22 protein-coding genes are annotated in these 23351 nt (G+C 59.1%); 12 read left to right on the top strand and 10 right to left on the bottom strand.

The annotated features are described in order from the left end of the window. Positions 1-89: 89 nt before the first annotated feature. From relA to cysM, 3 genes are all read right to left on the bottom strand, one after another. Positions 90-2333: a GTP diphosphokinase gene (gene relA / locus ACYASS_RS08560; RefSeq protein WP_463585805.1), complete on the bottom strand. Its 2244-nt coding sequence runs from the start codon at positions 2331-2333 to the stop codon at positions 90-92. A gap of 158 nt (positions 2334-2491) precedes the next feature. Then, positions 2492-3847, bottom strand: coding sequence for a 23S rRNA (uracil(1939)-C(5))-methyltransferase RlmD (rlmD, locus tag ACYASS_RS08565; protein WP_463585806.1), 1356 nt, complete (start codon positions 3845-3847; stop codon positions 2492-2494). Beyond that, positions 3847-4749, bottom strand: coding sequence for a cysteine synthase CysM (gene cysM, locus ACYASS_RS08570; RefSeq protein ID WP_463585807.1), 903 nt, complete (start codon positions 4747-4749; stop codon positions 3847-3849). Before cysM ends, rlmD begins: the two co-directional genes overlap by 1 nt. 258 nt (positions 4750-5007) lie before the next feature. Between cysM and ACYASS_RS08575 the strand changes: the two genes are divergently transcribed. From ACYASS_RS08575 to ACYASS_RS08590, 4 genes are all read left to right on the top strand, one after another. Continuing rightward, on the top strand, positions 5008-7761 hold the full coding sequence (locus tag ACYASS_RS08575) for a response regulator (RefSeq protein ID WP_243245360.1): 2754 nt from the start codon (positions 5008-5010) through the stop codon (positions 7759-7761). Positions 7762-7928: 167 nt separating this feature from the next. After that, entirely contained in the window at positions 7929-8918 is a 990-nt protein-coding gene (locus ACYASS_RS08580) for a 2-hydroxyacid dehydrogenase (protein WP_463585808.1), read from the top strand. Between the two features lie 55 nt (positions 8919-8973). Beyond that, positions 8974-9411: a hypothetical protein gene (locus tag ACYASS_RS08585; RefSeq protein WP_122665887.1), complete on the top strand. Its 438-nt coding sequence runs from the start codon at positions 8974-8976 to the stop codon at positions 9409-9411. Then, positions 9408-9812: an META domain-containing protein gene (locus ACYASS_RS08590; protein WP_463585809.1), complete on the top strand. Its 405-nt coding sequence runs from the start codon at positions 9408-9410 to the stop codon at positions 9810-9812. Before ACYASS_RS08585 ends, ACYASS_RS08590 begins: the two co-directional genes overlap by 4 nt. Before the next feature lie 187 nt (positions 9813-9999). Here ACYASS_RS08590 and ACYASS_RS08595 read toward each other — a convergent pair whose 3' ends face one another. Then, the gene (locus tag ACYASS_RS08595) at positions 10000-10467 is read right to left on the bottom strand and encodes a TlpA disulfide reductase family protein (protein WP_463585810.1); all 468 of its coding nucleotides are present in this window, start codon (positions 10465-10467) and stop codon (positions 10000-10002) included. A 297-nt stretch (positions 10468-10764) separates the two neighbouring features. Between ACYASS_RS08595 and arsC the strand changes: the two genes are divergently transcribed. Genes arsC through ACYASS_RS08615 form a run of 4 tightly spaced genes read left to right on the top strand, consistent with a single transcriptional unit; the run spans position 10765 to position 12830 of the window. Next, positions 10765-11118, top strand: a complete 354-nt coding sequence (arsC, locus tag ACYASS_RS08600; protein ID WP_243245364.1) for an arsenate reductase (glutaredoxin) — start codon at positions 10765-10767, stop codon at positions 11116-11118. Beyond that, the gene (gene wrbA / locus ACYASS_RS08605; RefSeq protein WP_122665891.1) at positions 11115-11720 is read left to right on the top strand and encodes an NAD(P)H:quinone oxidoreductase; all 606 of its coding nucleotides are present in this window, start codon (positions 11115-11117) and stop codon (positions 11718-11720) included. Before arsC ends, wrbA begins: the two co-directional genes overlap by 4 nt. Then, positions 11713-12129 (top strand): DUF2069 domain-containing protein, encoded by a 417-nt coding sequence (locus ACYASS_RS08610; protein WP_463585811.1) that lies wholly within the window; start codon positions 11713-11715, stop codon positions 12127-12129. The genes wrbA and ACYASS_RS08610 overlap by 8 nt, the downstream gene beginning before the upstream one ends. Positions 12130-12158: 29 nt before the next feature. After that, entirely contained in the window at positions 12159-12830 is a 672-nt protein-coding gene (locus ACYASS_RS08615) for a DNA-3-methyladenine glycosylase I (protein WP_463585812.1), read from the top strand. Between the two features lie 95 nt (positions 12831-12925). Here ACYASS_RS08615 and ttcA read toward each other — a convergent pair whose 3' ends face one another. Beyond that, complete coding sequence (gene ttcA / locus ACYASS_RS08620) at positions 12926-13750, bottom strand: tRNA 2-thiocytidine(32) synthetase TtcA (protein ID WP_122665894.1); 825 nt, start codon at positions 13748-13750, stop codon at positions 12926-12928. 291 nt (positions 13751-14041) lie between these two features. Here ttcA and ACYASS_RS08625 point away from each other — a divergent pair, with 291 nt between their 5' ends. Both ACYASS_RS08625 and ACYASS_RS08630 read left to right on the top strand, forming a co-directional pair. Further along, entirely contained in the window at positions 14042-14644 is a 603-nt protein-coding gene (locus ACYASS_RS08625; RefSeq protein ID WP_243245367.1) for a Yip1 family protein, read from the top strand. 182 nt (positions 14645-14826) lie between these two features. Continuing rightward, a complete protein-coding gene (locus tag ACYASS_RS08630; protein WP_463585813.1) occupies positions 14827-15321 on the top strand; it encodes a SprT family zinc-dependent metalloprotease in 495 nt (164 codons plus the stop codon). Between the two features lie 413 nt (positions 15322-15734). Here ACYASS_RS08630 and ACYASS_RS08635 read toward each other — a convergent pair whose 3' ends face one another. From ACYASS_RS08635 to ACYASS_RS08655, 5 genes are all read right to left on the bottom strand, one after another. Next, positions 15735-16916, bottom strand: a complete 1182-nt coding sequence (locus ACYASS_RS08635) for a CaiB/BaiF CoA transferase family protein (RefSeq protein WP_463585814.1) — start codon at positions 16914-16916, stop codon at positions 15735-15737. 108 nt (positions 16917-17024) lie between these two features. After that, complete coding sequence (locus ACYASS_RS08640; protein ID WP_122665898.1) at positions 17025-18383, bottom strand: dicarboxylate/amino acid:cation symporter; 1359 nt, start codon at positions 18381-18383, stop codon at positions 17025-17027. 446 nt (positions 18384-18829) lie between these two features. Further along, positions 18830-20176, bottom strand: a complete 1347-nt coding sequence (locus ACYASS_RS08645; RefSeq protein ID WP_463585815.1) for an ATP-binding protein — start codon at positions 20174-20176, stop codon at positions 18830-18832. Continuing rightward, complete coding sequence (locus tag ACYASS_RS08650) at positions 20173-20850, bottom strand: response regulator (RefSeq protein WP_463585816.1); 678 nt, start codon at positions 20848-20850, stop codon at positions 20173-20175. The genes ACYASS_RS08645 and ACYASS_RS08650 overlap by 4 nt, the downstream gene beginning before the upstream one ends. Before the next feature lie 204 nt (positions 20851-21054). Then, on the bottom strand, positions 21055-21432 hold the full coding sequence (locus ACYASS_RS08655) for a hypothetical protein (RefSeq protein ID WP_463585817.1): 378 nt from the start codon (positions 21430-21432) through the stop codon (positions 21055-21057). 187 nt (positions 21433-21619) lie between these two features. Between ACYASS_RS08655 and ACYASS_RS08660 the strand changes: the two genes are divergently transcribed. Together ACYASS_RS08660 and ACYASS_RS08665 are read left to right on the top strand one after the other, a co-directional pair. Next, complete coding sequence (locus ACYASS_RS08660; RefSeq protein ID WP_463585818.1) at positions 21620-22411, top strand: dienelactone hydrolase family protein; 792 nt, start codon at positions 21620-21622, stop codon at positions 22409-22411. A gap of 193 nt (positions 22412-22604) precedes the next feature. Continuing rightward, positions 22605-23348: a 4'-phosphopantetheinyl transferase family protein gene (locus ACYASS_RS08665; protein WP_463585819.1), complete on the top strand. Its 744-nt coding sequence runs from the start codon at positions 22605-22607 to the stop codon at positions 23346-23348. The last annotated feature ends 3 nt before the right edge of the window (positions 23349-23351 follow it).

Genomic DNA, 23351 nt, shown 5'->3' on the forward strand with positions numbered 1-23351 from the left:
TAGGAGCGAACTTGTTCGCGAGACGACCTTCCTGAATACACAGGTCCATCGCCTCGCGAACAAGTTCGCTCCTACCGGTGCAAGCTCGATCACGGTGTTCTGTTACGCCGCGTCTCGATAATGTTCGGCAATTGCGAGATGCGCCCCAGCAACCGGCCCAACGCATCCAGCCCCGGGATCTCGATGGTCAGAGACATCAACGCCGTGTTGTCCTCTTTGTTAGAGCGGGTGTTGACCGCCAGCACGTTGATCCGCTCGTTGAGCAGGATCTGCGAGACATCCCGCAGCAAGCCCGAGCGGTCGTAAGCACGGATGATGATGTCCACCGGATAGGTGAGCACCGGCACCGGGCCCCAGCTGACCTGAATAATCCGCTCCGGCTCGCGACCGCCCAACTGCAGTACCGAGGCGCAGTCCTGACGGTGAATACTCACGCCACGGCCTTGGGTGATATAGCCGACGATGGCATCGCCCGGCAGCGGCTGGCAGCAGCCCGCCATCTGCGTCATCAGGTTGCCGACGCCCTGGATCTGAATATCGCCGCGCTTGCCTGGCTTGTAGCCGGTGGCCTTGCGCGGGATCAGTTCCAGTTGCTCGTTGCCGCGCTCTGGTTCGACCAGTTGTTGCGCCAGATTGACCAGCTGAGTCAGGCGCAGATCGCCAGCACCCAAGGCCGCATACATGTCGTCGGCGGTCTTCATGTTGGCTTTGTCTGCGAGACGCTCGAAGTCCACCGCAGGCAATGCCAGACGAGCCAGTTCGCGCTCGAGCAGGGTTCGACCTGCAGCAACGTTCTGATCGCGGGCCTGCAATTTGAACCAGTGAACAATCTTCGCCCGCGCCCGCGACGTCGTGATGTAGCCCAGGTTCGAGTTCAGCCAGTCGCGGCTCGGCGTACCTTGCTTGCTGGTGATTATCTCGACCTGCTCACCGGTCTGCAGGCTGTAGTTGAGCGGCACGATACGGCCGTTGATCTTCGCGCCCCGGCAGTTATGACCGATCTCGGTGTGCACCCGATAAGCGAAGTCCAGCGGCGTAGCGCCCTTGGGCAAGTCAATCGCGTGACCGTCTGGGGTGAAGACGTAGACACGATCAGGTTCGATATCGACGCGCAGCTGTTCAGCCAGCCCGCCGATGTCGCCCAATTCTTCGTGCCACTCCAGGACCTGACGCAGCCAGGAAATTTTCTCTTCGTAATGATTGGAGCCGGATTTGACGTCGGTGCCCTTGTAGCGCCAGTGAGCGCAAACGCCCAGCTCTGCCTCTTCGTGCATCGCGTGGGTGCGGATCTGCACTTCCAGCACCTTGCCTTCCGGCCCGATAACTGCGGTGTGCAACGAGCGATAGCCGTTTTCCTTGGGGTTGGCGATGTAATCGTCAAACTCCTTGGGAATGTGCCGCCACAAGGTGTGCACGATCCCCAGCGCGGTGTAGCAGTCGCGCATCTCCGGAACCAGCACGCGCACGGCGCGAACGTCGTAGATCTGGCTGAAATCCAGCCCTTTACGCTGCATTTTGCGCCAGATCGAATAGATATGTTTGGCGCGACCGCTGATATCGGCTTTGACGCCGGTGGCCAGCAGTTCGTTGTCCAGCTGCGACATGACATCGCTGATGAAGCGTTCGCGGTCAAGGCGACGCTCATGCAGCAACTTGGCGATCTGCTTGTATTGCTCAGGCTCCAGGTAACGGAAGGACAGATCCTCCAGCTCCCATTTGATATGGCCGATACCCAGACGATGGGCCAGCGGCGCATAGATATCAAAGACTTCCCGGGCAACGCGATTACGCTTTTCTTCGGCGGCGTTTTTCACCGCACGGATAGCGCAGGTACGTTCTGCCAGTTTGATCAAGGCCACGCGAACGTCGTCGACCATGGCCACCAGCATCTTGCGCAGGTTTTCGACCTGCACCTGAGTACCCAGCACCAACGACTGGCGAGGGCTGAGGCTGGCACTGATTGCCGCCATGCGCAGCACGCCGTCAATCAACCGGGCGACGGTCGCGCCGAAACGCTGCTCGACGTCAGGCAACGGAATCTTGCCTTCACGCACGCCTCGGTACAGAACCGCCGCAACCAGCGAATCCTGATCCAGCTTGAGGTCCGCGAGGATCTCGGCGATTTCCAGCCCCGTATGAAAGCTGGACGTGCCTTCGGCCCAGAGATTCTTCGCGGCGTTGTCCTGCTGCTCGGCTTGCCGAACAAACTCACAGGCCTCTTTAAGGGCCTGTCGATCCACTATGAGGTCGACGCTGACCACGTGATCAAGCCATGCGTCGAGATTGATACTGCCGTCTGTGTTTATCGGCTGGTGTGCTCTCACCTGTACCATGTTGCTTACCTTCCCTAAGGCGCGATGAATAGCGCCTACAGTCGCTGACCTTCTTGAGCGAACACTCCTCGCCGGGCAAGCGAGGACTGGTATTCGCGGGCCAGTCGGATTAAACGAGACTCCATGTAAGCTGCGCACCCGATTCCTTGAGCCGCTGCTTACTTACTCGCTTCAAATAACGCCATCGCCTCGACATGCGCTGTCTGTGGAAACATATCGAGGATGCCGGCACGTTTTAATCTGTAGCCCTGATTGACCAATTCGACAGTGTCGCGAGCCAAAGTTGCCGGGTTACATGAAACATAAAGTAACCGCTGCGCACCTAACGCCTTGAGCTTGCGTACCACCTCAAAAGCGCCGTCACGCGGCGGGTCCAGAAGCACCGCGCTAAAGCCTTGCGCCGCCCATTGCGCCTTGTCCAGCGGCTGCGACAGATCCGCCTGATGAAATTCAACGTTGTGCAGATCATTACTCATTGCGTTGCTGGTGGCACGCTCGACCATGGTCGCAACCCCTTCGACCGCCACCACCTCTTTGACCTGTTTCGCCAATGGCAGGGCAAAATTGCCCAGCCCGCAAAACAGATCCAGTACCCGTTCATCAGCCTGGGGTGCCAACCACTCCAGCGCCTGTTCGATCATCGCAGTATTCACCGCTGCGTTGACCTGAATGAAATCTCCCGGCCGGTATGCAAGCTCCAGATTCCAGGGCTCCAACCGATAGCCCAGCGTCTGCGAAGCATCTACCGGTTGCGGATCACCCTCACCATGCAACCATAGTTGTGCGTCATGGTTATGGCAAAAGGCTTTCAATTTGTCGAGATCACTCTCCGCCAAGGGTGCAGTGTGTCGAACCAGCACAGCGTTCGACGTCCCGTGGAACAATTCCACGTGCCCCAGCACCTGCGGCTTGCTGAAGCTTTTCAGCATGCCCGGCAATTGCATCATGACCGGTTGCAAGGCCTGTACCAGCACCGGGCATTCATCGATGGTCACGATGTCCTGACTGGCAGCCGCACGAAACCCCACGTCCAACCGTTTGGCCTTGACGTCCCAGCGTACGGCAACCCGGGCGCGCCTGCGGTAGGCAAATTCCGACCCGGTCAGCGGTGCCGCCCACTGCTCTGGCTCGACTCCCGCGACCCGCTGCAATTGCTCCGCCAGCATGCGCTGTTTCAGGGCAAGCTGTTCAGTGTGGGGCACGTGCTGCACGCTGCAACCACCGCAACGACCGAAGTGCGCACACGGCGCCGGACGACGCATGGCGCTGCCCTGGAACACACGCTCAGTACGCGCTTCCACGATTTTGCCGTGGGCATTGAGCACTCTGGCTTCAACTTCTTCGCCTGCAAGGCTGCCCGCAACGAACCACGTCTTGCCTTCAAAAAACGCGATGCCGCGCCCGTCGTTTGCCAGGCGCTCAATCGTCAGTCGCTGCTTCTTGCCGGTCGGGATCTGGTTTGCCCGGGTACCGCCTGCTGGCTGGAAGCGCAGGCCTCTTTCATGTTTGGCCATCAGTTGGGCGCGTCGTAAACGCCGGTCGACAAGTAACGGTCGCCACGGTCACAAATGATCGCGACCATGACCGCATTTTCGACTTCACGGGACAGTCGCAGCATGCCCGCTACCGCACCACCCGAGGACACGCCGCAGAAGATGCCTTCTTCACGGGCCAGTCGACGCATGGTGTCTTCGGCTTCGATCTGGGCCATGTCGACAATGCGGTCAACACGGTCGGCCTGATAGATACGCGGCAGGTACTCTTCCGGCCAGCGACGAATACCGGGAATGGCCGCGCCTTCCATCGGTTGCAGACCGACGATCTGTACATTCGGGTTCTGTTCTTTCAGGTAACGCGAGACACCCATGATGGTGCCTGTGGTGCCCATGGAACTGACGAAGTGAGTGACGGTGCCGCCGGTCTGTTGCCAGATCTCCGGACCGGTGCTGGTGTAGTGCGCCTGCGGATTATCACCGTTGGCAAACTGATCGAGCACCTTGCCCCGGCCTTCATTCTGCATCCGCTCAGCCAGGTCACGGGCACCTTCCATGCCTTCTTCCTTACTGACCAGAATCAGCTCGGCGCCATAGGCGGTCATGGCGGCCTTGCGCTCGGCGCTGGAGTTATCAGGCATGATCAGGATCATCTTGTAACCCTTGATCGCCGCAGCCATGGCCAGGGCGATGCCGGTGTTGCCAGAGGTCGCTTCAATCAGCGTGTCGCCGGGATGGATCTGGCCACGCAGTTCTGCACGGGTAATCATCGACAACGCAGGACGGTCCTTGACCGAACCGGCAGGGTTATTCCCTTCCAGTTTCAGCAGGAGCGTATTGCTGGTATTACCCGCCATGCGCTGCAGGCGCACAAGCGGGGTGTTGCCGACGCAATCGGCGATTGTTTGGTACTGCAGGGTCATGGCGTATTCGCAATCCAGACTGCGGGGGCGCCTATCATAACGGCAAACGCTTAAAGCCCATATCACGCAAAGTGCGGGCATTATCGCCAAATGGAATAACGCACTGCCTCACGATGCAGACCACCCTCCACCCAGTAAGGGTAATATGCGCGATTGCGTTCGCTTAAATAGCTACACTTGCCCGCATCAACCTGACATCCGCCAACCTTCAAGCCGCGTGAAGATCACCGGCCATTCTGGCCCGCTGGAGAAACAAGTGTGCTGAAAAAGCTGGGTATCAAAGGCCGCGTGCTACTGCTGACCATCGTGCCAGCCATCATTATGGCGACGCTGCTGGGGGGGTATTTCACCTGGATGCAACTGAGCGACCTGCAGGCGCAGTTGCTCAAGCGCGGCGAAATGATTGCCCAGGAGCTGGCACCTCTCGCCGCGCAGGCACTTGATCGCAAAGACAGCGCCTTGCTTGAGCGGATCGCGGTGCAGACGCTGGAAGAAAACGATGTGCGATCTGTATCGTTCCTTGGCGAGGACCGGGAACCACTGGCCCATGCCGGGCCGAGCATGATCAACCCGCCCCCGGAGGGCAGCGGCACCAGACTCCTGCAACGCACTGGCAATGACGCGACACGCTATTTGCTGCCGGTGCTTGGTCGCCAGCGTCACCTGACCGGCGAGCTGATTCCCGATGAAGCCGACCGCCTGCTGGGCTGGGTCGAAGTCGAGCTGACCCACAGCGGCACGTTGTTGCGCGGTTATCGCAGCATGTTCTTCAGCCTGCTGCTGATCCTGGCAGGCATGGGCCTGACCGCGGTGCTTGCGTTGCGCATGAGCCGCACGATCAATGGCCCGATCAGCCTGATCAAACAGGCAGTTTCCCAACTCAAGGACGGCAATCTGGAAACCCGCCTGCCGCCGCTGGGCAGCCTGGAGCTGGATGAACTGGCCTCGGGCATCAACCGCATGGCGGCCACGCTGCAAAATGCTCAGGAAGAATTGCAGCACAGCATCGAGCAGGCGACCGAAGACGTACGACAGAATCTGGAGACCATCGAAATCCAGAACATCGAGCTGGACCTTGCGCGCAAAGAAGCGCTGGAAGCCAGCCGGATCAAATCCGAGTTTCTGGCCAACATGAGCCATGAGATTCGCACCCCGCTCAACGGCATTCTCGGTTTTACTCACCTGCTGCAAAAAAGCGAACTCACGCCCCGCCAGCACGATTACTTGAGCACCATTGAAAAGTCCGCCGACAGCCTGCTGGGCATCATCAACGAAATTCTCGATTTCTCGAAAATCGAGGCTGGCAAACTGGTCCTCGACAACGTGCCGTTCAACCTGCGCGACCTGCTGCAGGACACCCTGACCATCCTCGCCCCGGCGGCCCACGCCAAACAACTGGAGCTGGTCAGCCTGGTGTACCGCGACACGCCGCTGTCATTGCATGGCGACCCGCTGCGGCTGAAACAGATCATGACCAACCTGGTCAGCAACGCGATCAAGTTCACCCGCGAAGGCACCATCGTCGCCCGGGCCATGGTCGAGGACGAAACCGAAGACAGCGCCCAACTGCGCATTAGCGTGCAAGATACCGGCATCGGCCTTTCCAGCCAGGACGTACGCGCCTTGTTTCAGGCCTTCAGTCAGGCTGACAACTCCTTGTCCCGCCAGCCAGGCGGTACCGGCCTGGGCCTGGTGATTTCCAAGCGCCTGATCGAACAGATGGGTGGCGAGATTGGCGTCGACAGCGAGCCCGGTGAAGGTTCGGAATTCTGGATCAGCCTGCGCCTGCCCAAAGCGCGCGACGATATCGAAGACCTGCCTGCCCTGCCGCTGCAAGGGCTGCGGGTCGCCGTACTGGAACAACACGATCTGGCCCGTCAGGCACTTGAGCACCAACTGGAAGACTGCGGCTTGCAGACGCTGGTGTTCAATAATCTGGAAAACCTGCTCAACGGCGTCACCGCCGCGCATCAAACTCCGGCGGCGATCAGCCTCGCGGTCTTGGGCATCACCGCTCACGAATTGCCACCGGAGCGCTTGCGCCAGCACATCTGGGACCTGGAAAACCTCGACTGCAAAGTGCTGGTGCTCTGCCCGACCACCGAGCAGGCGCTGTTCCAGCTGGCCGTTCCGGATGTCTATACCCAACTGCAGGCCAAACCGGCCTGCACCCGCAAACTGCGTCGTGCCTTGTGCGAACTGATCAGCCCTCGCACCCAGCGCAGCGATGCAGCAGAGCCGCTTTCGAGCCGTCCACCGCGCCTGCTGTGCGTGGACGATAACCCGGCCAATCTGTTGTTGGTGCAAACCCTGCTGGAAGACATGGGCGCCGATGTCACCGCAGTGGACAGCGGCTACGCGGCGCTGCACGCGGTGCAGACCGAGACCTTCGATCTGGTGCTGATGGATGTGCAAATGCCCGGCATGGATGGCCGCCAGACCACCGAAGCGATTCGCGCCTGGGAGACCGAACGTCAGAGTTCATCGCTGCCTATCGTTGCGCTGACCGCCCACGCCATGGCCAACGAAAAACGTGCACTGCTGCAAAGCGGCATGGACGATTACCTGACCAAGCCCATCAGTGAACGGCAACTGGCCCAGGTGGTGCTGAAGTGGACCGGTCTGGCGTTGCGCAATCAAGCCCCCGAACGGCCGGTCGAGTCCAGCCACCGCAGCGCGGACCTGCAGGTGCTTGATCACAACGAAGGGCTGAAACTGGCCGCTGGCAAACCCGATCTGGCCGCTGACATGCTGGCCATGCTGCTGGCCTCGCTGGATGGTGACCGCGACGCAATCCGCGCAGCCCGTGAAGCCGATGATCGAGACACCCTGCTTGAACGCGTACATCGTCTGCATGGCGCAACCCGATACTGTGGAGTTCCGCAATTACGTGCTGCATGTCAACGCAGCGAAACCCTGCTCAAGCAAAATGCACCACAAGTCGACGAAGCACTGGACGAACTGGAATCCGCCATGAAACGTCTGGCCGATGAAGCTCGGGTGAGTGCCTGATTTGACGGGTGTGAGCCCGCTGCCCAGAGCACTGCGCTGGCTCGCGCCAAACACAGGACCCGTAGGAGCTGCCGAAGGCTGCGATCGCGGTGTATCAGTGAAATGCTTCGCAGCCTTCGGAAGCTCCTACAGGATCCGGTATCTCCCCCAACTACAAGGAACCGTAGATGCGCATTTTGATCTTCAGCAGCCAGACTTACGACCGCGACAGTTTCCTTGCCGCTCATCTGCCCGCCAACCTGCAGCTGCACTTCCAACCCGCACGCCTGACACTGGAAACCGTCGCCCTGGCGGACGGCCACGAGGTGGTCTGCGCCTTCATCAATGACGACCTCAGTGCCCCAGTGCTGGAGCGTCTGGCTGCTGGCGGCACACGCTTGATCGCCTTGCGCTCGGCCGGGTACAACCACGTTGACCTGCCAACCGCACAGCAATTAGGGATCAGCGTCGTGCGGGTGCCCGCCTACTCACCGCATGCCGTCGCTGAACATGCCGTCGCGTTGATCCTGGCCCTCAACCGCCGCTTGCATCGCGCCTACAACCGCACCCGCGATGGCGACTTCAGCCTGCACGGCCTGACCGGCTTCGATCTGGTGGGCAAAACCGTCGGCATCGTCGGCACCGGGCAGATCGGCGCAACCTTTGCCAGGATCATGTCCGGCTTCGGTTGCCAGCTACTGGCATATGACCCCTTCCCCAACCCACAGGTCGAGGCGCTTGGCGCACGTTACCTGAGCCTCGACGAACTGCTGCAACAGGCGCAAATCATCAGCCTCCATTGCCCGCTCACCCCGCAAACCCGACACCTGATCAATGCCCGCTCCCTGGCGACCATGCAACCCGGCGCCATGCTGATCAATACCGGGCGCGGCGCATTGGTCGACACCCCGGCCTTGAGCGAAGCATTGAAAAGCGGACAGCTGGGTTATCTGGGGCTGGATGTTTACGAAGAGGAAGCCTTGCTGTTTTTCGAAGACCGCTCCGACCACCCGCTGCAAGACGACGTGCTCGCCCGTTTGCTGACATTTCCCAATGTTATCGTGACCGCTCATCAGGCTTTTCTGACCCACGAAGCGCTCGGCGCCATTGCGCAGACCACGCTGGACAACATTGACGCCTGGGCCAGTGGTTCAGCGCAAAATCTGGTGGCGAGTTAGCGAGGGGAGAAATGGCGCATGTGCGTGATAGGATGCGCGCAATTTGGAGGACCTCATGGCCGAACACGATTTCCGTTACAGCATGCTCAACCCGCAACACACCCTGACCGAGTGCCGCACCCTGGCGCCCGGCCGCTATCAAGTGACCGGCAACGGCGGCTCGATCCACGACCGTGACGAGCTGCTAGTCACCATCAAGGGCAGTAAAACCCTGCACATGCGCCTGCAGGTCGAGAAGGTACGGCACCTGATCAACCCGCCGGGTCAATGGATTGCCGTGGCCAAGGGCCCGGTGTTCGACGAACTGGCTATCCATCAATGGAAGGTCAACTGCGACAGCTGTGGCGCAGTGCTGGACTTCGAGTTCATGGTCGACGCCAAAGCTGGCGTTGCCGCACAGAAACCTGCCGCCTCGGCACGCATCGCCGAACTGGGCTGGAAATCCGAAGGCGAGAAGCACGTGTGCAAGAAGTGCCAGGAGAAAGCTGCATGAAACCGTTTGTGCTGTCAGCACTGGCCGGTGCTGCCTTGCTGACCGGGTGTGCGTCCCAACCGCTGCCGATCAAGCATGATCAAAGCTACGTGCTGGAATGGATCGGCGAACGTCCGCTGATCGACAGCAGCCACTTGACCATGACTCTGGGCGCCGATGGCCGTGCTTACGGCAATGCGGGTTGCAACCACTGGTTCGCCTCGTACACCCTGCAGGACGAAACCATTACGTTTGGCGCCGTCGGCAGCACCCGCAAAATGTGCGCCCCGGCGTTGATGGAGCAAGAGCAGCGCTTCCTGCAAGCGGTTGGCAAAGTCCAGCGCTGGGACATTTCCCCCATCGACCAACTGCGCCTTTGGCCTGCGCAAGGCAAACCGTTGAGGTTCTGGGAAGAGGGTTGAACCCTGGGTTGCACCATTTCCGGTAGGAGCGCACTTGTTCGCGAGTGTGCCTGAATAAACGCGTCAGTTCCTCTCGCCAACAAGTTGCCTCCTACCAGAACAACCTGACACGGCACTGCCCGGTAGGAGCGAACTTGTTCGCGAGGCGATGGTGCAGCCGATAGAGGTTTTTCCTGCCTATTAGATTTCACCCCTCCCCGCGCAGCGCCTTCAGCTTCGCCGTCACACCGGCGGCGGTCTGTTCGCCCAGCAACTGCTCGCGCATCTTGCCCTTGTCGTCGATGATGTAGGTCACCGGTAATGCCTCGCTCGGCGGCAGGTCATACTGCGCAGCCGGGTCCTGAGCCAATACCGTGAACTTGATGCCCAGTGCATTGCTGGCGGTTTTCAGTTCTTCGCCCTGCAAGTTGTCGAAGTTGACGCCAAGCACCGTCACCTTCTGGTCCTTGAGCTCTTCCGACAGGTGATTGAGTTCCGGGATTTCAACCCGGCACGGGCCGCACCATTCAGCCCAGTAATTGATCACCAGCCAATGCTTGTCGATACGCTCGCTGGCAACTTTCTGGCCGTTCTGGTCAGTCCCCAGATCCACGCCACACCCCGCCAGCAACATACTGCCGACCAATGCCACTACTGCTGCCAATCGCCTCGCCATGTTGTTCCTCACTCCTATCAAACAAGATGCAATTTTCAGAGTTGACCCAAATCCTGTAGGAGCTCACCGAGGTTACGAGGCCAGCGATGGCGGTGTGTCAGATAAACCGCTATCGCTGGCCTCGTAACCTCGGTGAGCTCCTACAGGCCAGTGTTTGCTCCGCGACAGCGTGGTGTCAGGGACGCCGGGGCGACTCTCATCGAATACTCAAACCTGCGACCGATCACCGCTCGGTGTTTAGCCCAGGTCCTATGGCGGGTAGAATAGCCGCCACCTTACGCAAGATGCGACCTTCAAATGACCGATCTGACGCTTTATCACAACCCGCGCTGCTCCAAATCACGCGGCGCGCTGGAACTGCTGCAAGGCCGCGGCCTGAACCCGTCCATCGTGCTGTACCTGGAAACCCCACCCGACGCCGGGCAACTGCGCGATTTGCTGAGCAAGCTGGGCATCGGCGCCCGCCAACTGCTGCGCACCGGTGAGGATGATTACAAAACCCTTAACCTTGCAGACAAGAGCCTGAGTGACGACGCCCTGATCGCTGCCATGGCTGCCCATCCAAAACTCATCGAGCGACCGATTCTGGTGGCCGGTGACAAGGCCGTGATCGGCCGCCCACCGGAAAACGTCCTGGAGCTTTTGCCATGAGCACGCCCTACATTCTGGTTCTGTTCTACAGCCGCAACGGCTCTACCAGCGAAATGGCCCGGCAGATTGCCCGCGGCATCGAACTGGGCGGCATGGAAGCGCGTTTGCGTACCGTGCCAGCCATCTCGACCGAATGTGAAGCCGTGGCGCCAAGCATCCCGGAAAGTGGCGCGCTGTACGCGACCCTTGATGACCTGAAGAACTGCGCGGGCCTGGCCCTGGGCAGCCCGACGCGTTTCGGCAACATGGCTGCGCCGCTCAAATACTTCCTGGATGGCACCAGCAACCTGTGGCTGACCGGCGCGCTGGTGGGCAAACCGGCCAGCGTGTTCACCTCCACCGCCAGCCTGCATGGCGGCCAGGAAACCACCCTGATGTCGATGCTGCTGCCGTTGCTGCACCACGGCATGCTGATCACCGGCCTGCCTTACAGCGAATCGGCACTGGTGGAAACCAGCGGCGGCGGCACGCCATACGGCGCGAGCCACCACGCCGGGCCGGACGGCAAGCGTCCGCTGGACCCGCACGAAACCCAACTGTGTCGCGCACTCGGTCAGCGCCTGGCGAAAACCGCCCTGCTGCTGGACCCGTCCCGTGGCTAAAAAGCCCAAAGTCCTGCCTGCGCTGGATTGGCTTGAACCACGCGTGAAGATCAGCCGCCTGATCAGCCTGACCAGTTTTCTCGGGCTGATCGCGCTGCTGAGCATTTATTACCTGGGTATTGCCGACCTGCATGGCGCTAGACCCTGGGTGATTCTGCTGATCGAACTGGTACCGCTGCTGCTGTTCGCACCGGGGATCATCAGCGGTAGCCCACGCGCGTATTCGTGGCTGTGTTTTGTGGTCAACCTGTACTTCATCAAAGGTGCGCTGGCCGCGTTCGATCCCAACCGCGCTCTGTTCGGCGTGCTGGAAATGCTTGCCAGCCTGACCGTATTCGTCAGCGCCCTGCTGTACATCAGATGGACTTTTCAGCGAAACCGCAAACTTGCGGGCGAAGGCCAAGTCTGAGGCTGTACGCATCATTTTCTGGAGCAGTAATGCACGACTACAAATGGCTGAATGAGTACTGCCTGAACCGCTTCGGCTCGGCTAAAGCCCTTGAATCACATTTGCCAACACCTAAAACCAGTAAACAACTGCAAGCCATTAGCGACGACCGCTACCTGTCGACCATGGCCTTGCGGGTGTTTCGTGCAGGTTTGAAGCACAGTCTGGTGGACGCCAAATGGCCGTCTTTCGAAGAGGTGTTTTACCGTTTCGATCCGGAAAAAGTGGTGCTCATGGGCGCCGACCACCTTGAACGGCTGATGCAGGATGCGCGGATTATTCGCCACCTGGGCAAGCTCAAAAGCGTGCCGCGTAACGCCCAACTGGTACTGGACATCGAAAAGGAACACGGCAGCTTCGGCAACTTCATCGCTCAATGGCCAGTAGATGACATTACCGGGCTCTGGCAGTACCTGGCCAAACACGGCAACCAGATGGGCGGGCTGTCTGCACCGCGTTTCTTGCGCATGGTCGGCAAAGACACCTTTATTCCCACCTGGGACGTGGTAGCCGCGCTCAACGCACAGAAGATCGTCGACAAAGTGCCAACCAGCAAACGCGATCAGGCCATCGTCCAGCAAGTGTTCAACCAATGGCAAAGCGAAAGCGGCAGGCCGCTGTGCCAGCTGTCAGCAATGCTGGCGTTTACGGTGAATCACTGAGTCTACTAAATCTGTAGGAGCTGCCGAAGGCTGCGAATCGCGACGTATCAGCCAATGCGCTTCGCAGCCTGCGGCAGCTCCTACAGAAACCGCCTTTAGATATTCACCACATTCACAAACCGAGACGCGGCGGTTTCGTCGATGCGCAGGTTGGTGAAGTCGAACAGGTTGCGGTCAGCCAACTGCGACGGAATGACATTCTGCAGGCTGCGGAAAATGCTGTCGGTACGGCCCGGTGTCTTGCGCTCCCACTCCTGAAGCATGTCCTTGACCACCTGACGCTGCAGGTTTTCCTGAGAGCCACAGAGATTGCACGGGATGATCGGGAAGTTCTTGAAGTCGGAGTAGGCCTGAATGTCCTTCTCATGGCAGTACGCCAATGGGCGGATCACCACGTTGCGGCCATCGTCAGCGCGCAGCTTCGGCGGCATGGCTTTCAGTGAGCCGTTGAAGAACATGTTGAGAAAGAACGTCTCGACGATGTCATCGCGGTGATGCCCCAGCGCCATCTTGGTCGCGCCAATCTCGTCAGCAAAGGTATACAGCGTGCCGCGACGCAGACGCGAGCACAGCGAGCACGTGGTCTTGCCTTCCGGGATCAGCTCCTTGACCACCGAGTAGGTGTCTTTCTCGACGATGTGATACTCGATACCCAGCGTCTCCAGATAGGCTGGCAGCACATGCTCGGGGAAGCCCGGCTGCTTCTGATCCATGTTCACCGCGACGATATCGAACTTGATTGGCGCGACCTTCTGCAGGTGCATCAGCACATCGAGCATGGTGTAGCTGTCTTTACCGCCGGACAGGCAGACCATGACCTTGTCACCCTCTTCAATCATGTTGAAGTCGGCAACGGCTTCTCCCGCCAGGCGACGCAAGCGTTTCTGCAGTTTGTTCTGATTGACTGAAAGGGTGCCCATGGCGCTGGTATCCGGTTGCGATGACGAGAAGACAGGATGAAAGGGCCGGTATTTTACGCATAATTCCTGTATCGCTGAAGCCTGTTACGTTGTTGCATCGGGCTATAAGCAAGGTGCTGGACATGCCCAATGACTCTAAAGCCCAGGTCTGCGCTTCCTATACTCCTACTGAGCTGGCATCCAAAGGGTAGGAGCGAACTTGTTCGCGAAGCTCGCGCCCTGCCACAGCGCCTCGCCAGGAAGTCAGCTCCTAACAGAACGCGCTACGGCTGACAGGAAGGAGTAATCCACATGATCCACCACGTCTGGGGACTGTTCACACATCCCGACCGGGAATGGCAAGAGATCCGTGGCGAAAAAGAGGAAAGCATCGGCCACATGTACCTCACGCACACGCTGATCCTGGCGGCGATCCCGGCGGTTTCGGCTTATATCGGCACGACGCAGATGGGTTGGGTCATTGGTGAAAGAGCCCCCGTCATGCTGACCCATGAAAGTGCGATCTGGATGACGATCATGTCGTACATCGCCATGCTCGCCGGTGTCGCAATCATGGGCGGTTTCATTCACTGGATGGCCCGCACCTACGACGCCACACCCAGCTTGGCGCGCTGTATCGCTTTTGCGACTTACACGGCAACGCCGCTGTTCCTCGGCGGGCTGGCAGCGCTTTATCCACATCTGTGGCTGGGCATGCTGGTGGGCACCGCCGCCATCTGTTACACGGTTTACCTGCTATATGTGGGCGTCCCCACCTTCATGAAGGTCCCCGCCGACGAAGGCTTCATGTTCTCTAGTTCGATTCTGGCGGTGGGTCTGGTGGTGCTTGTCGCAATCATGGCCTTCACCGTAGTGCTGTGGGGCATCGGTGTCGGGCCGGAATATACAAACTGATGCGGCACATCTCTCTATGAGCTGCCGAAGGCTGCGAATTGGCGTGTCATGTAAAACCGTTTCGCAGCCTTCGGCAGCTCCTGCAAGGGTATCTGTTACGCCATTACGACCATTGGGCAGCTTGAGTTTTCGATACTCCGGCCTTATACGGCATACTCGGCGTCTCTGGAGACCGATGAAGCATGCCTGAGCAACTCAACACCCGCGTCGAAACCTGTTACCAACAAGCCGAAGCCTTTTTCAAACGCCCTTTCAAACGCCCGGTTGTCAGCCTCAAGCTGCGCGGCCAGAAAGCCGGTGTCGCGCACCTGCATGAGAACATGCTGCGCTTCAACCCTCAGCTGTACCGGGAAAACAGCGAAGATTTCCTGCGCCAGACCGTCGCTCACGAAGTCGCACACCTGATTGCCCACCAATTGTTCGGCGACCGCATCCAGCCTCATGGCGAGGAGTGGCAGTTAATCATGCGTGGTGTCTACGAGTTGCCGCCCAACCGTTGCCACACCTACGCTATCAAACGCCGCACCGTGACCCGTTACATCTACCGCTGCCCCTGCCCGGAAAGCGACTTCCCGTTTTCGCCACAACGCCACCAGATGGTCCGTAAAGGCCGCCGCTACCTGTGCCGAAGCTGCCGGGAAACACTGGTATTCAGTGGCGAAACACGGTTGGAGTGAGGCATCGCACTCCAACCCGGAACGAACTCCAACGGTAGGAGCGAATTCATTCGCGAAGGCGATCTTCCAGGCGAAGAATATTTGCCGCCGCCCCCATCTCTCGCGAATGAATTCGCTCCTACCGGTATGTCATTTATCCGCCACACTTCCAGCCTGAAACGAACGACAACGGTAGTAGCGAATTCATTCGCGAAGGCGATCTTTCAGGCGACGAACATTTACCGCCTGCCCCATCTCTCGCGAATGAATTCGCTCCTACCGGTATGTCATTTATCCGCCACACTTCCAGCCTGAAACGAACGACAACGGTAGTAGCGAATTCATTCGCGAAAGCGATCTTTCAGGCGAAGAATATTTGCCGCCGCCCCCATCTCTCGCGAATGAATTTCGCGCCTGGCGGGACGTCATTGCACTCATAGAATGGCCCCGGTTTCGCGCATCGCGCCGATCTGCTCTTCGCTATAGCCGAGCTCCGCGAGCACCTGCAGGCCATCTGCGCCCAGCCGTGCGCCGATGTGGCGGGGAGCCGCCAACCCTTCGGAAAACTTCAGCGGGCAGGCGATTTGCGCTTGTAACGTGCCGTCCTCCCTCGGCACCTGAGTCACCACCTGCCGGGCCTGTAACTGTGGATGCTCGACGGCCTGAGACAGACTCAACACCGGCTCGACGCACGCATCAATCTGGGCAAAACACGCCTGCAGGTCCTCAAAGCTGCGTTTTTCAAACTCCATCCGCAATTCATTCTTCAAACTGGCCTGAAGCTCAGGGCGGGCCGACAACCCCTGGCTTGCCAGCTCGGGACGTCCCAACGCGGCACATAACGCCTGCATGAACACAGGCTCAAGGCTGCCCACTGAAAACCAGCGCCCATCGCGACTGCGGTAATAGTCATAGAAGCTGCCGCCATTCAGCATCTGCGCCTCACGATCCGGCTCCACGCCACACGCCAGATAGCCTGCCCCGGCCATGGCATTCAGGCTGAACGCGCAGTCGGTCATGCTCACGTCAACATACTGGCCGCGCCCGGTCTGTTGCCGGGCTACCACTGCGGCCAACAGGCCAATCACCCCATGCAGCGAACCGCCCGCCACATCCGCTGCCTGAAAGCCCAGCGGCAACGGGCCACCTTCTGTGCGCCCGGTGTGGCTGGCAATGCCCGACACTGCCAAGTAGTTGATGTCATGCCCGGCACGCTCCCGATAAGGTCCGGTTTGCCCATAGCCGGTGATCGCAACATAGATCAGCCGAGGATTGAGCGCCTTGAGCACTTCATAGCCAATGCCCAGACGCTCCATGACACCGGGCCGAAACTGCTCCAGCACAATGTCGTACTCCAGCACCAGACGCTTGATCACCTCCACTGCGACTGGCTGCTTGAGGTCCAGCGCAAGGCTGCGCTTATTGCGGTTCAGGTACGCATGGCTGGCTGATGTGCCTTGATCATGGGGCGGTAACTGACGCAACAGGTCCATGCGCCCGGGTGATTCAATGCGCAACACCTCGGCGCCCATGTCCGCCAGCAGCAACGACGCAAACGGGCCTGGCAGCAACGTCGAGAAATCCAGCACTTTAAGAGACGACAACGGGCCTTGCATGGGACCTCCATAACAGCATCGAATCATGCCTTGAGCGTAGCCAAGCAAATCGCAGCCATAAAAAAAGCCCATCCGAAGATGGGCTTTTTTCAGTGACGCGGGCTGTCGTTAAACAGGTTTACGCGTCGGGATCGGGCGGGTCACTGGCTCTTCAGCCAGCTCGGCAACACCCAGATCATCTACTGGAGCGGTGTTGTCAATACCACGACCACCGGAAGCCAGCTCGGTTTGCAGCTTGTCGGTATCCAGCTCGCCAACCCACTTGGCAACTACAACGGTGGCTACGGCGTTACCGACCAGGTTGGTCAGTGCGCGGGCTTCGGACATGAAACGGTCGATACCCAGGATCAGCGCCAGACCGGCAACCGGCAGGTGGCCAACAGCCGACAGGGTTGCAGCCAGTACGATAAAGCCACTACCGGTCACGCCAGCAGCACCTTTGGACGACAGCAGCAGAACCAGCAGCAGCGTGATCTGGTGGGTGATGTCCATGTGGGTGTTGGTCGCCTGAGCGATGAACACGGCCGCCATGGTCAGGTAGATCGAAGTACCGTCCAGGTTGAACGAGTAGCCAGTCGGGATCACCAGACCCACTACCGATTTCTGTGCACCCAGGCGTTCCATCTTGATCAGCATGCGAGGCAGTGCCGATTCCGAAGAGGAAGTACCCAGTACGATCAGCAGCTCTTCACGGATGTAGCGGATCAGTTTCAGAACGCTGAAGCCGTGAGCGCGGCAGATGCCACCCAGCACGATCAGAACGAACGCTACGCAAGTGATGTAGAAGCAGATCATCAACTGACCGAGTTGCACCAGCGAGCTCACACCGTAAGCACCGATGGTGAACGCCATGGCGCCGAAAGCACCGATTGGCGCCAGCTTCATGATCATGTTGATGATGTTGAACATCACGTGGGCGAAGCGATCGATGAAGTCCAGAACCGGCTTGCCGTAAGCGCCCAGGCGGTGCAGCGCGAAGCCGAAGATCACCGAGAACATCAGCACTTGCAGGATGTCGCCGTTAGCGAACGCACCCACGATGGTGTTCGGAATCACGTTGAGGATGAAGCCGACGACGCTCTGATCCTTACTCGCGGTGACATAAGCAGCGATCTTGGAAGCATCCAGCGTGCTTACGTCGATGTTCATGCCGGCACCCGGCTGAACAACGTTGACCACAACCAGACCGATCAGCAGGGCGATAGTCGAGACGATTTCGAAGTACAGCAGCGCGTAGCCGCCAGTCTTGCCTACCGACTTCATGTTCTGCATGCCAGCGATACCGCTAACAACTGTACAGAAGATGATCGGGGCAATGACCATTTTGATCAGTTTGATGAACCCGTCGCCCAGCGGCTTGAGGGCCTTGCCGGTGTCAGGATAGAAGTGGCCGATAAGAATACCGATCACGATGGCTACGATGACCTGGAAGTACAGCGATTTATACAGGGGCTGACGAGTCGTCATGGAAAGATCCTCAAGAGTACCGGCGCCATCAAGTCATGTGATGAACGCGGTACCTAACGAGCTAACCCTCCTGCAACTGGAGGGATTTGTTTTGTCGAGCTGCACGGGCAGACCTCTCACACGTATCGCAAGGCTCATGCCACTTTCGCGAAAAACGCTGAAACGCATGTAAACCGGTGTGTTGGAGTTTAGCTGCGGTTTGCAGAACCGCTCAGAGGTGGCGGATTTCCGCCGATTGACGGAAGAAAATCAGCAGGAGTGGCGGGTATCCGCCGACATCGCCAGCAAATTGCCACCCACTGTTAAAGGCCAATACGCTTATGGCGCGGGCGACCTGTTGGAGCGAGGCTTGCCCGCGAATCAGTCGATGAGGTAGGTCGAGAAGACCGCGTCATCATTCTTCGCGGGCAAGCCTCGCTCCAACAGCGCCACGCGCAGCAGCGGGCCTACCCCGCAAAGAAATGAATTCTGAACGCAGCCCCGCCCAGCGGCGAGTCATCCAGCGTTAGCCGCGCGTTGTAGCTTTCGATGATGTCCTTGACCACCGCCAGGCCAATGCCTTGCCCGGGGTTTTGCCGGTCAAGTCGTTCGCCACGTTGCAGGATGCGTTCGCGCTGACTTTGCGGCACGCCAGGGCCATCGTCTTCGACGCACAATTCATCCCCGGCGCCGGAAGTGCGCAAGCTGACGCGCACCTGTCCCAGGCACAGCCGGTATGCGTTTTCCAACAGGTTGCCGAGCATTTCCAGCAACGCGCCCTCTTCCATTGGCACCACGCATTCGTCCGGCAACTCCAGCGTCACCTTGACCTGCTTGTCGCGATAGACCTTTTCAAGGGTATTGCACAGGCTTTCCACCACAGGCCGGAGCGGCACGTGATGACGCACCAGCCCGCTTTTACGCAGGCTGGCCCGCTGCAGTTGATAGCCGATCTGCTGACTCATGCGCTCGATCTGCGATTGCAGAATGCGCGCCTGTTCCACATCCTCAGGGCGTTTGGCGATGTTTTCACTGACACCCTGCAACACCGCAAGCGGCGTTTTCAGGCTGTGCGCCAGGTCATCAAGGGAATCGCGGTAACGGATACGCTGCTCGCGCTCACTGCTCAACAAGCGGTTCAACGAGCCGGTCAGGCGCAACAGTTCGCTGGGATGATTTTCACTCAGGCTTTCGCGCTGGCCGGATTCCACCTGGTCCAGCTCCTGACTTAAACCCCGCAGGGCACGCAGCCCCCAGGTCAGCCCCAGCCAGAGCAGCGCCAGCAGTACGATCAATGCCGCGCCAAAACCCAGATAAAGCTTCTGCCGCAGCGCGGTGACAGTTTCCTGATAACCGCGCACCGGTTGCAGGGCGACAATACTGAAAGCGGCATTACGGCCGCCCAACAATTTGATTTCCACGTCATAAACGAAGAACTCTTCGCCGTTGGATTCCTTGATGATGCTGAATTCGCTGCCCTTGCCGTCATACCGCGGCTGGTAATCGATGTACTCATCTTCAGTGGCCAGCGAGCGCCAGACCAGCTCCCCCTGACGGTTATAGATGTAACCCAGCAAGCGTGAGCCGGGCAGGTTGAACTGCTCGCCGGGCAACACCGACGGCATCAACAAACGACCATTTTCGACCCGGGCCGCCGAAATCAGCGTGGTCACGTCCGAGGCCAGGCGCTGCTCGATAGAGCCACGCAACGCCAGGCTAAATGCGCCCTGCAAGGCAGGCAGCATCAGCAGCATGAAAATAACCGCCAGGGTCGCCGCGCCGATCAACAGGCGCAGGTGCAGCGAACGAATCATGTACAGCGCTCGTTGAACAAGTAGCCCAGGCCGCGAACGGTTTCGATAGGTTTGAAAGCCACAGTGCCTTCGATCTTGCGCCGCAGACGGCCGACCAGCACCTCGATCACATTCGGATCGCGCTCGTCGTCATCGGGGTAGAGCTGCTCCATCAGACGCTCTTTGGCCACCACCTGCTGATGGTGGCGCATCAAGTATTCGAGAATCCGGTACTCGTAGGCAGTCAGTGCCAACGGTTGCTCATCGAGTGTCGCCTGCTTGCGATTCAGATCAAGCAGCAGCGGCCCGGCCACAATAGTCGAATGGGTAAACCCGCTGGCCCGACGCAGCAATGCATTGAGGCGCGCCTCCAGCTCTTCGAACTGAAACGGCTTGACCACGTAATCATCAGCCCCGGCGGCCAACCCTTCGACCTTGTCCTGCCAATTGCCGCGAGCGGTCAGGATCAGAATCGGAAACGCCTTGCCCAGGATCCGCAACTGACGAATCAGCTCCAGACCGCTCATGCCTGGCAGCCCGAGATCGATCACCGCCAAATCGTGATTGAACTGGCCAACCTGATACAGCGCCTCCTCAGCGTTGGCGACCGCCTCGACAATATGGCCTGCCTCGGTCAATCGGGTTTGCAAGTGATGGCGCAACAACGCCTCATCCTCAACCACCAGCAACTTCATGAAGCTCTCCCGGGTGACATTTCATTAAAATCAAACACAGCCCAACCGACCAACCTGACAAACCGCTATCCCTGTAGGAGTGAACTTGTTCGCGAAGCATCGTTGCTGACACACCGCCTCGCCAACAAGTTGGCTCCTACAGAAAAGCAACGGTCCAACCTGACACACCGCCATCCTTGTAGGAGTGAACTTGTTCGCGAAGCATCATTGCTGCACCGGCTTCCAGCTTTGCGAGCTACCCTCTTCAGCATTCAGCACGGCCACATGAGTCTGGTGCAGATCATAGTGCCCCGACAGCGTTTTCTGCGCGACCGGCACACCGTTGTAAGTCCCGGACAGGCTGTCATACGCTGCCGAATAATATAGCCGGTCGGCGTGAGGCTGATCATCGCCCTGCTGACTCAAGTCCTGGCTCCAGACACTACCGCCGTAAGCCCTGCTGCTCTCGCCAAACCTTTCGACCCGCTCGCCGCTTTTGTTCAGCGGCATTCGGGACGCTTCATTACCGCCGTCTGCCGCCTGCGCCGCAGCGCTGCCGCCAAGAAAAGCCAGAGCCAGGAAAAACTTGTTGAACGTCATCATGGTGTAGTCCTCTCGCGCCAGGCGCTGTTCAGGTACGACACAAGACTAGTCTGCGCGCCCTGAACCGGCCCTGAACACCCGCTGAACCCGCGCTGAACAACTATCTACCGCACCCAATAAAAAAACACCCATCACAATGCGCTAGTCTTCTTCACCATTCCCACCCGCTGTATAGAAGGAGTAGATCATGCGTTTCTGGATTGCACTGCTGATGATGGGCCTGGCCGGCTTGACCCAAGCGGCCATCAAGACCGAACAGGTCAACTATAAAAGTGCCGACGGTACCCCGCTGGTGGGTTATTACGCGTATGACGATGCCATCAAAGGCCAGCGTCCGGGCATCATCGTGGTCCACGAATGGTGGGGCCTGAACGATTACGCCAAACGTCGCGCCCGGGATCTTGCAGCATTGGGCTACAGCGCCATGGCTATCGACATGTATGGCGAAGGCAAGAACACCGAACACCCCAAAGACGCCATGGCCTTCATGCAGGCAGCCCTGAAAGACAGCGACGCCGCCAACAAACGCTTTGATGCAGGGCTGGAGCAACTCAAGAAACAACCCCAGACCGATCCGGAGAAAATCGCCGCCATTGGTTACTGCTTCGGCGGCAAGATCGTTCTCGATGCAGCCCGTCGCGGCGAACCGCTGGCTGGCGTGGTCAGCTTCCACGGCGCACTGGTCACCAACACCCCGGCCCAACCCGGCGTGAAAGTGCCAATGCTGGTCGAGCATGGCGCCAAAGACAGCATGGTCACTCCGGAAAACGTCGCGGCCTTCAAAAATGAAATGGACAAGGCTGGTGCCGACTATAAGTTCGTCAGCCTCGCCGACGCCAAACACGGCTTCACCAACCCCGACGCCGACCGCCTCAGCCACGGCGAACACGGCGGCCCTGATATCGGCTACAACAAAGCGGCCGATGAAAGCTCGTGGAAGGACATGCAGGCCTTCTTGAAGAAAGTGTTTGGCGCTTAAACCGCCCAGGACGCCCCCTCTGTAGGAGCGAGCTTGCTCGCGATAGCTGTATTCCCAGCGCTGGACATGTATCAGATGTACCGGCCTAATCGCGAGCAAGCTCACTCCTACAGGATCTATGTGGGCCGGCCTATAGTGCACGCCTTCAGCGAGTCGCTTCCCAGCACCGCATTCCCCCGGCAAAATGCCGTCCATGACTGAAACCCCGCAACTCCCAGCCTGCTGCCCTGCCCTCCACCACCATTGGCCCTTGCCTCACGCCTTGGCAAATGTGGCGTTGGTCAGCGGTCATTTCGATCCCAAACAGCTCGCGGATGGCGACTTCCAGCGTTGCGTCATCACGCCTCCGGCCAGCATTCAGCGTTCTGTCGCCAAACGGCAAACCGAATTCCTCGCAGGCCGGTTATGCGCCAGGGCAGCGCTGCAGCATCTGGACGGCCGCGACTGGGTGCCAGACATCGGTGAAGACCGCGCGCCGATCTGGCCGACGGATATCTGCGGGTCCATCACCCACAGCACCGGCTGGGCAGCCGCCATCGTCGCCAACAAACAGCATTGGCGCGGCCTGGGGCTGGACACTGAAAACCTGCTGAGCGTAGAACGTGCCACCCGCCTGGCCGGGGAGATTCTTACGCCATGGGAAATGCAGCAAATGGCTGCAGGGCCTGCTGAACAGCTCGCCCTGCACGTCACGCTGACCTTCTCTATAAAGGAGGCGCTGTTCAAAGCGCTTTATCCCATTGTGCAAAAGCGCTTCTATTTCGAAGACGCTCAGTTGCTGCACTGGTCTGCCGACGGTCATGCACGCTTGCGGTTGCTGACTGACCTGTCCAGCGAATGGCACAACGGCAAAGAGCTGGAAGGGCAGTTCAGCGTGCAGGGCGAGCATGTGTTGAGTCTGGTGGCGGTGCCTGCCAATAAAAAACAGGATTTGTAGGAG

It is taken from the genome of Pseudomonas sp. HP_14 (assembly GCF_055283875.1).

What these genes read in the sequence shown, in the direction of transcription:
- relA (WP_463585805.1), bottom strand. Translation starts at nt 2,333, where the DNA reads ATGGTACAGGTGAGAGCACACCAGCCGATAAACACAGACGGCAGTATC.
- rlmD (WP_463585806.1), bottom strand. Translation starts at nt 3,847, where the DNA reads ATGGCCAAACATGAAAGAGGCCTGCGCTTCCAGCCAGCAGGCGGTACC.
- cysM (WP_463585807.1), bottom strand. Translation starts at nt 4,749, where the DNA reads ATGACCCTGCAGTACCAAACAATCGCCGATTGCGTCGGCAACACCCCG.
- ACYASS_RS08580 (WP_463585808.1), top strand. Translation starts at nt 7,929, where the DNA reads ATGCGCATTTTGATCTTCAGCAGCCAGACTTACGACCGCGACAGTTTC.
- ACYASS_RS08585 (WP_122665887.1), top strand. Translation starts at nt 8,974, where the DNA reads ATGGCCGAACACGATTTCCGTTACAGCATGCTCAACCCGCAACACACC.
- ACYASS_RS08590 (WP_463585809.1), top strand. Translation starts at nt 9,408, where the DNA reads ATGAAACCGTTTGTGCTGTCAGCACTGGCCGGTGCTGCCTTGCTGACC.
- ACYASS_RS08595 (WP_463585810.1), bottom strand. Translation starts at nt 10,467, where the DNA reads ATGGCGAGGCGATTGGCAGCAGTAGTGGCATTGGTCGGCAGTATGTTG.
- arsC (WP_243245364.1), top strand. Translation starts at nt 10,765, where the DNA reads ATGACCGATCTGACGCTTTATCACAACCCGCGCTGCTCCAAATCACGC.
- wrbA (WP_122665891.1), top strand. Translation starts at nt 11,115, where the DNA reads ATGAGCACGCCCTACATTCTGGTTCTGTTCTACAGCCGCAACGGCTCT.
- ACYASS_RS08615 (WP_463585812.1), top strand. Translation starts at nt 12,159, where the DNA reads ATGCACGACTACAAATGGCTGAATGAGTACTGCCTGAACCGCTTCGGC.
- ttcA (WP_122665894.1), bottom strand. Translation starts at nt 13,750, where the DNA reads ATGGGCACCCTTTCAGTCAATCAGAACAAACTGCAGAAACGCTTGCGT.
- ACYASS_RS08625 (WP_243245367.1), top strand. Translation starts at nt 14,042, where the DNA reads ATGATCCACCACGTCTGGGGACTGTTCACACATCCCGACCGGGAATGG.
- ACYASS_RS08630 (WP_463585813.1), top strand. Translation starts at nt 14,827, where the DNA reads ATGCCTGAGCAACTCAACACCCGCGTCGAAACCTGTTACCAACAAGCC.
- ACYASS_RS08635 (WP_463585814.1), bottom strand. Translation starts at nt 16,916, where the DNA reads ATGCAAGGCCCGTTGTCGTCTCTTAAAGTGCTGGATTTCTCGACGTTG.
- ACYASS_RS08640 (WP_122665898.1), bottom strand. Translation starts at nt 18,383, where the DNA reads ATGACGACTCGTCAGCCCCTGTATAAATCGCTGTACTTCCAGGTCATC.
- ACYASS_RS08645 (WP_463585815.1), bottom strand. Translation starts at nt 20,176, where the DNA reads ATGATTCGTTCGCTGCACCTGCGCCTGTTGATCGGCGCGGCGACCCTG.
- ACYASS_RS08650 (WP_463585816.1), bottom strand. Translation starts at nt 20,850, where the DNA reads ATGAAGTTGCTGGTGGTTGAGGATGAGGCGTTGTTGCGCCATCACTTG.
- ACYASS_RS08655 (WP_463585817.1), bottom strand. Translation starts at nt 21,432, where the DNA reads ATGATGACGTTCAACAAGTTTTTCCTGGCTCTGGCTTTTCTTGGCGGC.
- ACYASS_RS08660 (WP_463585818.1), top strand. Translation starts at nt 21,620, where the DNA reads ATGCGTTTCTGGATTGCACTGCTGATGATGGGCCTGGCCGGCTTGACC.
- ACYASS_RS08665 (WP_463585819.1), top strand. Translation starts at nt 22,605, where the DNA reads ATGACTGAAACCCCGCAACTCCCAGCCTGCTGCCCTGCCCTCCACCAC.